Source organism: Blastococcus sp. SYSU DS0828, from assembly GCF_054050975.1.
In genome coordinates, this window is record NZ_JBJHAK010000008.1 from 44,611 (window position 1) to 57,599 (window position 12,989).

General features: G+C 75.9%; 12 protein-coding genes. 8 read left to right on the forward strand and 4 right to left on the reverse strand.

Going from position 1 to position 12,989, the window contains the following annotated elements; genetic code table 11:
• The first annotated feature begins 59 nt into the window (after nucleotides 1-59).
• Nucleotides 60-1,655, forward strand: a complete 1,596-nt coding sequence (locus ACI79Q_RS08585) for a sulfite oxidase (RefSeq protein ID WP_456613015.1) — start codon at nucleotides 60-62, stop codon at nucleotides 1,653-1,655.
• Here ACI79Q_RS08585 and ACI79Q_RS08590 read toward each other — a convergent pair.
• Both ACI79Q_RS08590 and ACI79Q_RS08595 read right to left on the reverse strand, forming a co-directional pair.
• The gene (locus tag ACI79Q_RS08590; RefSeq protein WP_456614537.1) at nucleotides 1,622-2,536 is read right to left on the reverse strand and encodes an alpha/beta fold hydrolase; all 915 of its coding nucleotides are present in this window, start codon (nucleotides 2,534-2,536) and stop codon (nucleotides 1,622-1,624) included. The genes ACI79Q_RS08585 and ACI79Q_RS08590 overlap by 34 nt on opposite strands.
• A gap of 159 nt (nucleotides 2,537-2,695) precedes the next feature.
• Complete coding sequence (locus ACI79Q_RS08595) at nucleotides 2,696-4,243, reverse strand: phosphatase PAP2 family protein (protein WP_456614538.1); 1,548 nt, start codon at nucleotides 4,241-4,243, stop codon at nucleotides 2,696-2,698.
• Between the two features lie 238 nt (nucleotides 4,244-4,481).
• On the opposite strand from ACI79Q_RS08595, the gene ACI79Q_RS08600 reads away from it, so the two are divergent.
• From ACI79Q_RS08600 to ACI79Q_RS08610, 3 genes are read left to right on the forward strand one after another with little or no spacing between them, the layout of a single operon-like run.
• On the forward strand, nucleotides 4,482-4,811 hold the full coding sequence (locus ACI79Q_RS08600; RefSeq protein WP_456614539.1) for a hypothetical protein: 330 nt from the start codon (nucleotides 4,482-4,484) through the stop codon (nucleotides 4,809-4,811).
• Nucleotides 4,808-5,614: a TIGR02587 family membrane protein gene (locus ACI79Q_RS08605; protein ID WP_456598393.1), complete on the forward strand. Its 807-nt coding sequence runs from the start codon at nucleotides 4,808-4,810 to the stop codon at nucleotides 5,612-5,614. The genes ACI79Q_RS08600 and ACI79Q_RS08605 overlap by 4 nt, the downstream gene beginning before the upstream one ends.
• 15 nt (nucleotides 5,615-5,629) lie before the next feature.
• The gene (locus tag ACI79Q_RS08610) at nucleotides 5,630-6,037 is read left to right on the forward strand and encodes a TIGR02588 family protein (protein WP_456614540.1); all 408 of its coding nucleotides are present in this window, start codon (nucleotides 5,630-5,632) and stop codon (nucleotides 6,035-6,037) included.
• Nucleotides 6,038-6,046: 9 nt separating this feature from the next.
• On the opposite strand, the gene ACI79Q_RS08615 is transcribed toward ACI79Q_RS08610, so the two are convergent.
• Nucleotides 6,047-7,072, reverse strand: a complete 1,026-nt coding sequence (locus ACI79Q_RS08615) for an acetamidase/formamidase family protein (protein ID WP_456588954.1) — start codon at nucleotides 7,070-7,072, stop codon at nucleotides 6,047-6,049.
• Between the two features lie 180 nt (nucleotides 7,073-7,252).
• Here ACI79Q_RS08615 and bluB point away from each other — a divergent pair, with 180 nt between their 5' ends.
• The 3 genes from bluB to ACI79Q_RS08630 are packed head-to-tail and all read left to right on the forward strand — an operon-like array spanning nucleotide 7,253 to nucleotide 10,301.
• Nucleotides 7,253-8,953 carry a 5,6-dimethylbenzimidazole synthase gene (bluB, locus tag ACI79Q_RS08620; protein WP_456599152.1) on the forward strand — a complete coding sequence of 567 codons (1,701 nt, stop codon included), beginning with the start codon at nucleotides 7,253-7,255 and terminating at the stop codon, nucleotides 8,951-8,953.
• Nucleotides 8,950-9,495 (forward strand): bifunctional adenosylcobinamide kinase/adenosylcobinamide-phosphate guanylyltransferase, encoded by a 546-nt coding sequence (locus ACI79Q_RS08625; protein WP_456588956.1) that lies wholly within the window; start codon nucleotides 8,950-8,952, stop codon nucleotides 9,493-9,495. Before bluB ends, ACI79Q_RS08625 begins: the two co-directional genes overlap by 4 nt.
• A complete protein-coding gene (locus ACI79Q_RS08630; RefSeq protein ID WP_456599153.1) occupies nucleotides 9,492-10,301 on the forward strand; it encodes an adenosylcobinamide-GDP ribazoletransferase in 810 nt (269 codons plus the stop codon). The genes ACI79Q_RS08625 and ACI79Q_RS08630 overlap by 4 nt, the downstream gene beginning before the upstream one ends.
• 36 nt (nucleotides 10,302-10,337) lie before the next feature.
• On the opposite strand, the gene ACI79Q_RS08635 is transcribed toward ACI79Q_RS08630, so the two are convergent.
• Nucleotides 10,338-11,402, reverse strand: coding sequence for an AraC family transcriptional regulator (locus ACI79Q_RS08635; protein WP_456614541.1), 1,065 nt, complete (start codon nucleotides 11,400-11,402; stop codon nucleotides 10,338-10,340).
• Between the two features lie 61 nt (nucleotides 11,403-11,463).
• Between ACI79Q_RS08635 and ACI79Q_RS08640 the strand changes: the two genes are divergently transcribed.
• Entirely contained in the window at nucleotides 11,464-12,963 is a 1,500-nt protein-coding gene (locus ACI79Q_RS08640; protein ID WP_456588959.1) for a flavin-containing monooxygenase, read from the forward strand.
• The last annotated feature ends 26 nt before the right edge of the window (nucleotides 12,964-12,989 follow it).

Consider the following 12,989-nt stretch of genomic DNA (forward strand, 5'->3'; position numbering starts at 1 on the left):
GCGTCGATCTCGGCCACGGCGGTGTCCGGTGACGGCAACCGGGACATCGGGCGGGGGTGGTGGACGACGCGGCGCGCGCAGCAGGAGCCCCGGGTGGCACCCGGCCGTCGAGCCGCGGCGGCGCCGCAGCGGCCGGCCTGGCCGCGGTCGCCGTGGCGCTCGGCGTGGAGGAACTGGCCGCGGGGGCGATCCCCCGGGCGCCCTCGCTGATCATCGCGGTGGGCGACACGGTCATCGACAGCGTGCCCGGGTGGCTGGAGCAGTGGGCCATCGCCACCCTCGGCACGGCGGACAAGCCGGTGCTGATCGGGGGCATCCTGGTCGTGTCCGCACTCCTCGGGGCCGGCCTGGGGCTGCTCGCCCGGCGGCGGTTCGCCCTGGCCGCCGGCGGCATCGCCCTGTTCGCGGCCCTGGGCGTCGTGGTCGCACTGACCGACGACCGCACCCCGGGGCTCCTCAGCGCGCTCGTCGGCGCGATCGGCGCCGCCGCCGGCGTCGCCGTGCTGTACGTGCTGCTGCGGGCGCTGCCCAGCCGGGCACTGCTCGCGGAGCCGAGAGCCGGCGCAGACGGCGCACCGGTCCTCAGCTCGCTCGACCGCCGTCGCTTCCTGGCCGTCACCGGCGGCGCCACCCTGCTCGGCGTCCTCGCCGGCGTCGGCGGCTACCTGCTGTCCGGGCGCGAGCGCCTCGACAGCCTGCGCGCCGCCATCCGGCTCCCCGTGCCGGCGCGGCCGGCCGGGCCGGTTCCCGCCGAGGCGGACCTGGAGATCCCGGGGCTCACCCCGCTCTTCACCCCGAACGCGGAGTTCTATCGGATCGACACGGCGCTGCGCGTGCCCACCGTCGACCCCGACGACTGGCGGCTGGAGATCCGCGGGATGGTCGACCGGCCGTTCAGCCTGACCTACGCCGAGCTGATGGCGCTCCCGCAGATCGAGGCCGACGTGACGCTGGTCTGCGTCTCCAACGAGGTGGGCGGGGACCTCGTCGGCAACGCCCGCTGGCAGGGCGTTCCGCTCCGGGCGCTGCTGGACCGGGCCGGTCTGCAGCAGGGGGCCACCCAGCTCGTCGGCCGCTCCGTCGACGGCTTCACCGCGGGCTTCCCGGTGCTCACCGCCCTCGACGTCGAGGAGGCCATGGTCGCCGTCGCCATGAACGGCGAGCCGCTGCCCGCCGAGCACGGCTTCCCCGCCCGGCTCGTGGTGCCCGGCCTCTACGGCTACGTGTCGGCGACCAAGTGGCTCTCGGCCATCGAGCTCACCGACTGGGGCGTCGACGGCTACTGGATCCCCCGCGGCTGGGCCAAGGAGGGGCCGGTCAAGACGCAGGCGCGCATCGACGTGCCACGCTCCGGTGCCGCGGTGGAGCCCGGGCGGCGGCCGATCGCCGGTGTCGCCTGGGCACCGACCCGTGGGATCGAGCGGGTCGAGGTCCGGATCGACGACGGGCCCTGGCAGCAGGCCGAGCTCGCCGAGTCGCTCGACGTCGACTGCTGGCGGCAGTGGTACCTGCCGTGGGACGCGACGCCCGGCCGGCACCGCATCGCCGCCCGGGCGACCGACGGAGGCGGTGAGGTGCAGACCGACCAGCGGGCCCCGGTCGCGCCGGACGGCGCCGCTGGCTACCCGGTGATCGAGGTGGCCGTCGACGGCTGAGCCGCCGCGTCCTGGCGACCGGCGACCCGCTGGGCCCACCGGGACACCTGGTCGACGACGACGTGGGGGTTGGTCAGGGGGAGCATGTGGCCGGCGCCGGGGACCGTGACGAGCTCGCCGTCGGGCAGCTCGGACAGCAGTTCGTCGATCTCATCCTGGGGGACCTCGGGGTCCCGGCTGCCGTGCACCAGGAGCGTGGGCACCCGCAGGGACGGCGCCAGCTCCACGCCGTTGTGCGAGAGGCTGGCCAGGGTGGTGCCGGCCAGCGCGAGCGGCCGGGTGCTCAGGAAGTCGTCACGGACCCGCTCGACGAGCTCGACCGGCTCGCCCGGGGCGAAGGCGAAGCGCCGGATGGCCCGGTCGGACACGGTGCGTACCGGCCGGATCCGCCGGCCCAGCCGCGCGCCGGTGCGCAGCAGCGAGAACCAGGTCGACCGCAGCTGTGCCTGTGTCCGCCGGGGGAGGCGCCGCGCCGGGAACCCGGGAGCGGTCACGCCCGAGCCACCCGAGCCGACGAACACCACCCCGCCGATGCGTTCGTCACCGGAGCGGTCCACGTGGGCAAGCAGGATGCCGCCACCGAGGCTGTGCGCCACGACCACCGCGGCGCCCCCCTCGGGCACGACGGCGCCGAGCACCGCGGAGAGGTCCTGGGCGTGCGCGGCGAGGCCGTAGCTTCCCGAGCGCGCGTCCCCGCTCTGCGCGTGCCCGCGCAGGTCGTACCCGACGACGCGGTAGCGCGCGGCGAGCCGCTCGGGCACCTCCCCCCAGGAGTCGGTCGACATCCCCAACCCGTGCACGAGGACCAGGAGGGGGGCGTCCTCGGCTCCCCAGGAGTGGAGGGCCAGGCGGGTGCCGTCGAAGGAGGTCACGTCGGTCATGCGGCAGGAGTACCCCGGGACCGCCAGGGGCGGTGTGTCGATGTGATGACGATCCGGTCGTGCACAACCGGCTTTGGCGTCGCCGGACGCCTGCGGGGCCGAGCCACGTCGGCGGGTGCGGGGAGGGCCCGCGGTGGATGCCCGGCGTGGTGGACGGCTCTACCCCGGACCGGAGCGCGACAGGGTCAAGCCGCCTCGCGGTTCCGTGACGGCGACCGAGCGGCCCGCCGGCTCACCGGCCACCCGGGACCGGGGGTAGCGCACCTCGTCCGCCACCCCGCGCAGGCGCAGGCGGCAGCACACCAGCACCCACACGGTGCCGAGGACCAGCCCGGCGAGCACGTCGGTCGGGTAGTGCGCCGCGGTGTAGATGCGGGCCAGCGCGACCGCCGGGGCCACCAGGACGGGCACGGCGAGCGCCGCCCACCGCCACCGGCCGCGGCCGAAGGTGATGACGAGCGCGGCAAGTGCCCCGTAGAGCGCCACCGCGGCGGCCACGTGGCCCGACGGCCAGCTCGCCTGGGTCACCAGACCCGACGTCAGGTCGGCCACCGGCGGCCGGGCGCGTTCCACGGTGCGCGAGACGACGAAGTAGATGCCGAGCTCCCCGAGCACGGTGACGAGGACGAAGAGCACCGGCCGCCGGCTGCCGGTGATCGCGAGCGACACGACGGCGAGGGTGAGGGACACCGCGATGAACGCGGGTGTCCCCGCCAGCCGCTCGACCGTGGTGGCGACGTCGGTCCAGGTGGGGGTGCGCAGCTCGACGACGGTGCGGACGACCTCCCGGTCGAACCGGCCGAGGGGGCTGTCGCCGAGCACCGCGGTGACCAGCAGCCCCAGCGCGATCAGCACCAGGGAGAGCGCGGTGGCAGCGCCCATCAGCCGGAGCGCCGTGCGACGACCGTCCGGTAGCGCGGACTGGCCGGAGGTGGCCAGGTGCGGCACCTCGTGGGGGTCGACGTCCAGGGGGTCCGGCGCCGCCGCCGTCCGCCGGCGGTGGTCGTGCTGCCAGCCGCGGAAGGCCGCCGTCGTGACCGCCAGCAGCCCCGCCCCCAGGAACCACCCGGCGAGGACGTCGGTGACGAAGTGGACACCGAGGGCCAGCCGGGTGAAGCCCACGGCGAGGGTCAGCAGCAACGCCGCGGCCACGACCCACGGCCGCGCGCGGCGGCGCACCGCGGGCAGGACGAGCAGCGCCAGCATCCCGAAGGTCACCAGCGAGAGCGTCGCGTGGCCGCTGGGGTAGCTGGCGTTGGAGGGCAGCTCGTTGACCGGGCTCGCCACGACCGGCCGCGCGCGGCCGATGAGCGCCTTGGTCAGCGGTACCAGGATCGCCATCCCGACGCCGGTGGTCACGACGAAAGCGGCCAGCCGGCGCTGACCCCGGATCAGCAGGAAGGCGGTGGTCAGCGTGAACAGCAGGATCACCGCCGCGTTGCTGCCGAGGTCGGTGACCGCCTGGAGCACCCGGACCAGCGCGGGGGAGTCGCTCACCACCGCGTTGAGGTCGGCGGCCACCTCGCCGTCCAGCGAGGCCAGCGGCGACCACTCCTGCTGCACCAGCAGCAGGAGCAGCAGGAACGGCACGGCGCCGACCAGCAGCGCGGCCCACCCCAGCAGGGCGCGGACGCCGAACCGGCCGACCCCGTCGGCGGCCTCGGCGCGCGGGCGGGAGGGGCGGTGCTGCTCGGCGTCCCGGTCCATGGCAGGGATCGCTACCCGGCGTTCCCCACGGGGCAACGGGGGTCGACCCGACGATCCTGTGACGGCCCGGTCGGCTGCCACCGGTCGGCGCTCCCGCGCCGCCGCCGGTCGTCCCCAGCCGGAGGGCGTCGAGCGAGAGGTGCTGCTGCTCGCCGCAACCGCCCCCTCACGCCTACCGGGGCTTTCGTCCGGAAACCGTCATGAGGTCGACGGGCGGGACCGGGGGTAGGGGACGGCCGTGGAGCTCCTCCTCGCCTTCGCGCTGCTGCTGTTCGCCGCTGTGCTCTTCTCCGGGCTGGCGAACCGGACCGTGCTCTCCACCGCCGTCCTCCTCCTGCTCGCCGGGTTCGTCCTCGACGCCGGGGTGCCCGGGGCAGACGCGATGTTCCACCTCGTGGCGCTGGTCGTCCTCGCCTCGATCCTGGCGCACTCGTCGACCGACGTCCCCATCGCGCACGCCTGCGCCCGCGCCCAGGGGCGACCGGAGCCACCTCCCCCGCAGCCGGTCGTGGGGGAGGCGACGAGCCCGGTTGCCGGCCCCGGTGCGGGCGGAGCGGGGGCGGGGTGACCGCCACCCGCGACCACGAGCTGGCGAGGGGGGTCGGCCGGGCGTTCGGTGGGGCGCTGCTGTTCGCCCTGCCGTTGATGATGACGATGGAGCTGTGGCGGCTGGCACACACCGTCGAGCGGTACCGGCTGGCGCTGCTGGTGGCCGCGACCGTCGCCCTGGTGATCGCCCTCTCCCGGTACTTCGGCACCGGGCCCGGCGGCGTCGGCGTGGGGGGTTACCTGGCCGACGCCGGCGTCGCCCTCCTGGTCGCCGCGGGAGCGACGGCGCTGGTGCTCGGGGTGCTGGGCGTCATCGACCCGATCCAGAACTGGGAGGACGCGTTCTCCGTGGTCGCGATCGAGGCCCTGCCGGCTGCCGTCGGCGCGTCGTACGCCCGGAGCCAGCTGGGGCTCGGCAGCCGGCGGCGGGAGCCGGGCCACTACGGGCACGAGGTCTTCCTCATGCTCGCCGGTGCGGTGGTCTTCGCCGCGAACATCGCGCCGACCGAGGAGGTCGTCCTCATGGCCGCGAGGACCAGCACCCTCGGCACCCTGGCCCTGGTCGTCCTGAGCCTGGCCGTGATGCACGGCTTCGTCTATGCCGTCGGCTTCAGCGGGCAGGAACGGTCCACCGGCGGGTTCGTTCGGTCGTTCCTCACCCTGACGGTGGTCGGGTACGCCGTGGCGCTGCTGGTCGCCGGCTACGTGCTCTGGACGTTCGGCCGGTTCGACGGCGCGGGGCCCGCCGTCGTCGTCGGCCAGTGCGTCGTGCTGGCCTTCCCGGCCAGCATCGGAGCCGCGGCAGCGCGGCTCATCCTGTGAGTGGGAGGGGATCGAATGGCGGAGTCCGGGGACCGGAGCGCCCGGCAGGAGCGGACGACGGCGGGGGAGTACGTCCTGGGTGCCCTGGGCGGTCTGCTGGTCGTGGCCCTGCTGGGGTTCCTGGCTCAGCAGGCGGTGACCGGACGGGGTGCGGACCCCGCCCTCTCGGTCACCGTGACGGCGGTCGAGCCACGGGGGGACGGCTACGCCGTCCACTTCCGGGTCGAGAACAGCGGTGGCCGGACCGCCGCGCAGGTGCAGGTGTCGGGTGCCCTCTCCCGGGACGGCCGGAAGGCGGAGCAGGCCTCCGCCGTCGTCGACTACGTGCCGCCGGACAGCCGGCGCGACGGCGCGCTCCTGTTCTCCGAGGACCCTCGCGACGGCCGGCTCGAGCTCCGGCCGTCGGGCTACGCCGCCCCCTGACGCCGCCCCTCAGCGCTGGGCGAGATAGGCCGACGCGGTCTGCCGCAGCCGGTCGTGCACGCCGTCGGCGACGGTGACGCCGTCGCGGCCCAGGTACCGCTTGGCCAGCTTGGCGACCATCGTGTAGTTGGTGTCCACGACGTTGCCGGTCGGCGCGAGGCCGGCCTGGCTTACCAGCTGGTAGGCGTCGAGGGTGTCCCAGCCGGTCAGCTCGGCGGCCCAGGTCACCAGGTCGTGCTGGCTCACCCGGTAGGCGTCCTCCAGCGGGCGGGCGGAGCCGGTGGACATGAGGAAGTCGTCGGTCTCCAGCCGCGGCCACGGCGTGGCCGCGCCCTTGACCAGGTCGACGACGACGACGGTGCGCATCGCCGCCTCCACCGCGGTGCCGCAGACCTCGCCCTCGCCCTGGCGGCAGTGGCCGTCCCCGATCGCCAGCTGCGCGCCGGGCACGTTGACGCCGAAGTACGCCGTCGTCCCCGCGCGCAGCTCGGGGGTGTCCATGTTCCCGCCGTGTGCGCCCGGCGTGATGCTGGCGAACACCTCGCCGCCGGCCGGTGCGACGCCGGCCGTCCCGTGCATCGGGTCGAGCGGCAGCTCCACCTCCGGGCCGCCGCGGCGCGGGCGGAACAGGCAGATGCCCCGCTCCCGGTCGACCTCGTAGACCCACACGACCTCCTCGAGGGGGTCGTGCAGCATCGCCGTGCTGTGCGTCGCGGTCAGCGCGCCGAAGTGCGGGAACGTCGTGGACACGGCCCGGTCGCGGGCCGGCGCGATCTCCACGAAGTGGACGGCGACGGTGTCACCGGGCTCGGCGCCCTCCACGTGGATCGGGCCGGTCACCGGGTTGAGCTGCGAGAAGTCGCAGACCCGGCTGGGCAGGTCGTCGGGGCCGGTCACCCGGCCGCCGAAGCAGTCCTCTGTGGTCAGCTCGACGACGGTGCCCGGCCGCACCCGCAGCAGTGGCTCGACGGGGCCGCCAAAGCTGTAGCGGTACTGGTCGGGGGTGGGGTCGAGTCGGACGACCTCGAGGCTCACGGGTTCCTCCTCCGTGGGAGTCCGGCCGGGGCCGGTGCAGCGGGACGGGCGGCGGGTGGGGTGGGCACCGGGAGCGCCGGCCCCGCCCGGGGGAATCATCCGGCCCGGTGCCCGGATCGGCGCGCCACCGTGCGAGGGTTGTGCCGGCGGGAGGCGGAGCACCTGAGGGAGGTCGCAGGCATGACCTGGCCCCGGCCGGTCCCCGTGATCGGCGATCGCACCCATGCCGCCGAGCGGGCCGCGGACCCGGCGGGCTGGGCCCTCGACCCCGGCACGGTCGAGGCGCTGCACACGGTCATCGGGGCGCGGCGGGACATCCGCCGCTACCGCCCCGACCCGGTGCCCCCGGAGCTGCTGCGGTCGGTCCTGGAGGCCGGTCACCGGGCGCCGTCGGTGGGGCACTCGCAGCCCTGGCGCTTCGTCGTCGTCACCGAGCAGACCACCCGCGACCGCGCGGCGGTGCTCGCCGACCGCGAGCGGCTGCGCCAGGCCGAGCTGCTCACCCCCGACCGCCGGGCCCGGCTGCTCGACCTGCAGCTGGAGGGCGTCCGCGAGGCGCCGCTGGGCGTCGTCGTCGCCTGCGACCGCCGCACCCACGCCACCGGCGTGCTGGGCCGCGCGACCTTCCCGGACGCCGACCTGTGGAGCTGTGCCTGCGCCATCCAGAACATGTGGCTGGCCGCCCGCGCCGCCGGCCTCGGCATGGGCTGGGTGACGCTCTTCCAGCCGGCCGACCTGGCCGAGCTGCTGCACCTGCCCGACGGCGTGCAGACCCTCGGCTGGCTGTGCCTGGGCTGGCCCGACGAGCGGCCGCCCGAGCCCGGCCTCGTGCGGCACGGCTGGTCCACCCGCGCCGCGCTGGACGACGTCGTCCTGTACGAGCGGTGGCCGGCCGACGACAGCCCGGCCGCTCCGGTCAGCCACCTCGCCGGGCCGCGGCCGGAGGCCGTGGTGGCCGCGCGCGACACCGGAGACGACCTGCTCGCCGTGCCCGGGTCGCTCGGGGTGCTCGACCGCGCGGCCGACCGCGTGCTGGCCCTGCCCGGACCCGTGCCCGCCACCGGCACGCTCGTGGTCGTGGCCGGTGACCACCCCGTCGCCGGCGCGCACGCCGTCTCCGCCTACCCGCTCACCGTGACCGCCGACGTGCTGGCCGCGACCCGCAGCGGTGAGTCGCTCGGTGCGACGACCGCCCGGCAGGCGGGGTTGCGGGTCCGCGCCCACCACGCGGTCTCGCCGGAGGCCCAGGGCGACCTGCTGACCGCGGACGCCCTTACCCCGGCCGTCGCCGAGGCGCTGGTCGAGGAGGGGCGGGCGCTGGGGCACGAGCTCGCCGCCGACGGCCTGGTCTGCCTCGGTGAGGTCGGCATCGGCAACACCACGGTGGCGGCCGCGCTCGCCTGCGGCCTGCTCGGCCTGGACCCCGACGACGCCGTCGGCCTGGGGGCGGGCGCCGACGCGGCCATGCTCGACCGCAAGCGGGCCGTCGTCCGCGGCGCCCTGGACCGCGCGCGGACCGAGCACGGCCCGGCGCTCGACGAGCCGCTGACGGCCCTGGCGGCGCTCGGTGGGCCGGAGCTGGCCGTCCTCACCGGGATCACGCTCGGCGCGGCGGCGGCCGGGGTGCCGGTGGTCCTCGACGGGCTGGTCACCTCGGTCGCGGCCGTCGTCGCGGTGCGCCTGGAGCCGGCCGCGCAGCCGGCGCTGGTCGCCGGCCAGCGCAGCCGCGAGCGCGGGCACGCCGCGGTGCTCACCGAGCTGGGGCTCGAGCCGCTGCTCGACCTGCGCCTGCGCGCGGGGGAGGGCATCGGCGCCGTGCTCGCCGCGCAGCTGCTGCTCACCGCGCTGCGCGCCCGGCACACCGCCGGGCGGGTCCGGTGATCCCGCGGCGACCGCGCCGCGTGCTGGTGCTCGGCGGGGCGCGCTCGGGCAAGTCGCGGTACGCCGAGCAGCTGCTGACGCGCGCCAGGGGCGTCGAGTACGTGGCCTGCGGACTGCCGGCCGACGGCGGTGACCCCGAGTGGGCCGACCGCGTGGCCCTGCACCGCGACCGCCGCCCGGCGTCCTGGCGCACCGTCGAGACCGTCGACCTCGTCGGGGTGCTGGGGGAGCCGGGGCCGCCGCTGCTCGTGGACTGCCTCTCCACCTGGCTGGCCCGGGTCATGGACGACTGCGGCGTCTGGACCGCGGCCGAGGGCGCCGATGCGCGGCTGGCCACCGCGGTCGACGACGTCGTGGACGCCTGGTCCGGCACCCGCCGCCGGGTGGTCGCGGTGAGCAACGAGGTCGGGTCCGGAGTCGTCCCGGCCACCGCCTCGGGCCGCCGCTACCGCGACGAGCTCGGCATCCTCAACGCCCGCGTCGCCGCCGCCTCCCAGCGGGTCTGGCTGGTCACCGCCGGGCTCCCGCAGCGGCTGCGGTGAGCGCGGCACCGCGGTCGGTGGCGGGCAGCGGGGGGCTGCTCGCCGCGCTGGGCCTGTTCAGCGTGCTGCCCGTGCCGGAACGGGCGCGCACCCCGGGGGCGGGTGTGCTGCGCTGGCTGCCGGTGGTCGGCCTGGTGCTGGGCGGGCTCGCCTCCCTCCCCGGGCTGGCCGTCTGGCGCGGTGGCGCGGAGGGGTCGCCGCTGCTGGCCGCGGCGCTGGTCGTCGTGGCGCTCGCCCTGCTCACGCGGGGGCTGCACCTGGACGCGACCGCCGACCTCGCCGACGGCCTCGGCAGCGGGCGACCGGCCGAGCAGGCGCTGGCCATCATGCGGCGCCCGGAGGTGGGCGCCTTCGCCGTCGCGGCGATCGCCTGCACCGTGCTGGTGCAGGTCGCCGCGCTGGCGGCCGTCCTCGGCGGGGCCACACGGGGTGAGGGCGTGCTCGCCGTCGTCCTCGCGACGGTCACCGGCCGGGTGGCGGTGCTGCACGCGGCGGCGCGGCGACCGGCAGCGGGGTCCTCGCTGGGGGTGCTGGTGGCCGGCGCGGGTTCGGCTGCGGTGCGGGTGGTCGCGACCGCGGTGCTGGTCGTCGCGGTGGCCGCGGCGGTGCCGGCGACGGGCGGATCCGCCGCGGAGGCGGCGTGGTCGGTCGCCGCGGTCGCGGTGGCGCTCACCGCGACCGGTCTGCTGACCCGGCACGCGGACCGGCGGCTCGGCGGGGTCAACGGTGACGTGTTCGGCGCCCTGGTGGAGGTCGGCACGACGGTGGCGCTGGTCGTGCTGGCCGCCGGGGAGGCGTGGACCTGAGCCGCCGGGCAGGTCGTCCGAGGGCCGGCGGGCGCCTCAGGTGTGCGCGTCGGCGCGGGCCGACCGCGCCCAGCGCCGCGGGCTGACCCCGGTCCAGCGCCGGAAGGCGTGGACGAAGGCCGAGGCCTCCGAGTAGCCGATGCGCTCGGCGACCTGCTCGACGCTCAGCCCCACGGTGACGAGCAGCTCCTCGGCGAGGTGCCGCCGGGTCTGGTCCACGACGGCGCGGAAGCTCGTCCCCTCCTCCTCGAGGTGGCGGCGCAGCGTCCGCACGCTCATGTGCAGCTCGGCGGCGACGGCCTCCTGGCCGGGCATCTCCTGCGGGCGGCGGAGCAGCAGGTCGCGGACCTGACCGCTCAGCCCGCGGCGGGAGACCCGTCGCTCGAGCAGCTCCCGGCACTGCGCCTCGCACAGGGCGGCGGTCAGGGGCGCCGCCTGCGGCAGCGGCTGGTCGAGCAGCGCGGCGTCGAAGGCCAGGACCGAGCGGGCGGCGCCGAACCGCGGCGCCACCCCGAACGCGGCGTGGTACGGCGCCGGGTCGGCGGGCTGCGGCAGCCGCAGCTCCACGCGCAGGGGGACGACGGGGCGGCCCAGGGACTCGCGCCACAGCTGCAGCGCGGCCGACGCGTCGCGCAGCAGGACGAACCGGCGCACCGGCTCGGGCAGCTCCAGGTCGTCGAAGAAGAGGGCGAGCTCGCCGTGGTCCTCCTGGGCGCTGACCCGGGTGAGCGCGTAGGTCAGGTCGAGGAAGCGCATCGAGACCTCGTGCCCCTCGCGCAGCGTGCGGCTGGAGAGGAGGGCGAAGCCCCAGATGCCGTACGTGGCCAGGCGGTAGCGCACCCCGGCAGCCAGGCCGCCGTGCTCGGGCAGCTCGGCGGCCAGCGCGGCGACCAGCCGGACCTCCTGCTCGGCGGTGATCTCGGCAGCCGGGTCGTCCAGGGCCGCCGCCGGGATGCCGGCGGCCCCGAGGAGGCGGCCGCGCGGCAGCCCGTGCTCCTCGGCCAGCGCGCACAGCAGCGCCGCGCTGCCCGTGCCCCGGGCCGCGGCGTGGACGGGGTTGGCCGATTTCATCAAGGTGCGGCCGATTGTGTCATGGCTCACAGCGGCTCCGCGTCGTTACGTTCGCGAGTGATACCGGTCACGCACGAAGGGGAGTACGGGCATGACGGCGATCGCGGAACAGCCGGTGACGACGGGGACGACGGAGCACGTGGACGTGCTGATCGTCGGCGCGGGGATCTCGGGGATCGGGGCGGCGCACCACCTCCGGGAGCGCTTCCCGGACCGGAGCTTCGTCATCCTCGACGCCCTCGACAGCCGGGGTGGCACGTGGTGGACGCACCGCTATCCCGGCGTCCGCTCCGACAGCGACCTCTTCACCTTCGGGTACCGGTTCAAGCCGTGGCGGGGTGCCTCGATCGCGACGTCGGAGGAGATCCTGTCCTACCTGGACGAGGTCATCGACGAGGACCGGCTGGGCGAGCGCATCCGGTACCGGCACCGGGTCACGACCGCGTCCTGGTCGTCCGCGGAGCGCCGGTGGACCGTCCAGGTCACGCGTGAGGACACCGGCGAGCAGCTCGCCCTCACGACCGACTTCCTGTGGATGTGCCAGGGCTACTACGACCACGACCGGCCCTACCGGCCGCAGTGGCCGGGCATGGACCGGTTCCGCGGGGCGGTCGTGCACCCGCAGCAGTGGCCGGCCGACCTGGACACCACCGGCAAGCGCGTCGTCGTCATCGGCTCCGGGGCCACCGCGGCCACGCTGGTGCCGGCGCTGGCCGACACCGCCGCGCACGTGACGATGCTCCAGCGCTCCCCGACGTTCTTCTTCGCCCGGCCCAAGACCCACGAGCTGGCCGAGACCCTGCGCGCTCTGGACGTGCCGGACGAGTGGACGCACGAGATCCTCCGGCGGGCCTACATCGCGGAGGGCGACGAGATCACCCGGCTCTCCTTCGAGGCGCCGGACGAGCTGCGGGAGCTGCTCATCGAGTCGATGCGCCCGCAGCTGCCCGAGGGGTTCGACATCGACAAGCACTTCAACCCGAGCTACCGGCCCTGGCAGCAGCGGCTGGCGCTGCTCCCCGACGGCGACATGTTCACCGCCATCCGGGAAGGGCGCGCCTCGGTCGTCACCGACACGATCGAGACGTTCACCGAGACGGGGATCCGGACGTCGTCGGGGGAGGAGCTCGAGGCGGACGTCGTCGTCACCGCGACCGGCTTCGACCTGAGCCTCTTCGGCGGCATCGCGTTCACCGTCGACGGCGAGCCGGTCGACTTCACCCAGCGGGTCACCTGGCGCGGCACGATGATCAGCGGTGTGCCGAACATGGCCTACGTGTTCGGCTACTTCCGGGCCAGCTGGACGCTGCGCGCGGACCTGGTCAGCGAGCTCGTCTGCCGGCTGCTCGCCCACATGCAGGAGCGCGGGGCCACCGTGGTCGTCCCGACCCTGCGCCCCGAGGACGCCGACATGCCGCTGCGGCCGTGGGCCGACCCCGAGAACTTCAACTCCGGCTACGTCATGCGCTCGGCGGGCCGCATGTTCAAGCAGGGCGACCGCGAGCCCTGGACCCACCTGCTGGAGTACGCGGAGGAACGGACGGCGCTGCCCGCCGTCGACCTCGACGACTCGTCCCTCGTCTACCGCTGACCGCCCGCACCGTTCCCCCCATCCAC

Bases quoted from the DNA above. Each gene is read 5' to 3' on its own strand.
- ACI79Q_RS08595 (WP_456614538.1), bottom strand. From the start codon at position 4,243: ATGGACCGGGACGCCGAGCAGCACCGCCCCTCCCGCCCGCGCGCCGAG.
- ACI79Q_RS08610 (WP_456614540.1), top strand. From the start codon at position 5,630: ATGGCGGAGTCCGGGGACCGGAGCGCCCGGCAGGAGCGGACGACGGCG.
- ACI79Q_RS08640 (WP_456588959.1), top strand. From the start codon at position 11,464: ATGACGGCGATCGCGGAACAGCCGGTGACGACGGGGACGACGGAGCAC.
- bluB (WP_456599152.1), top strand. From the start codon at position 7,253: ATGACCTGGCCCCGGCCGGTCCCCGTGATCGGCGATCGCACCCATGCC.
- ACI79Q_RS08590 (WP_456614537.1), bottom strand. From the start codon at position 2,536: ATGACCGACGTGACCTCCTTCGACGGCACCCGCCTGGCCCTCCACTCC.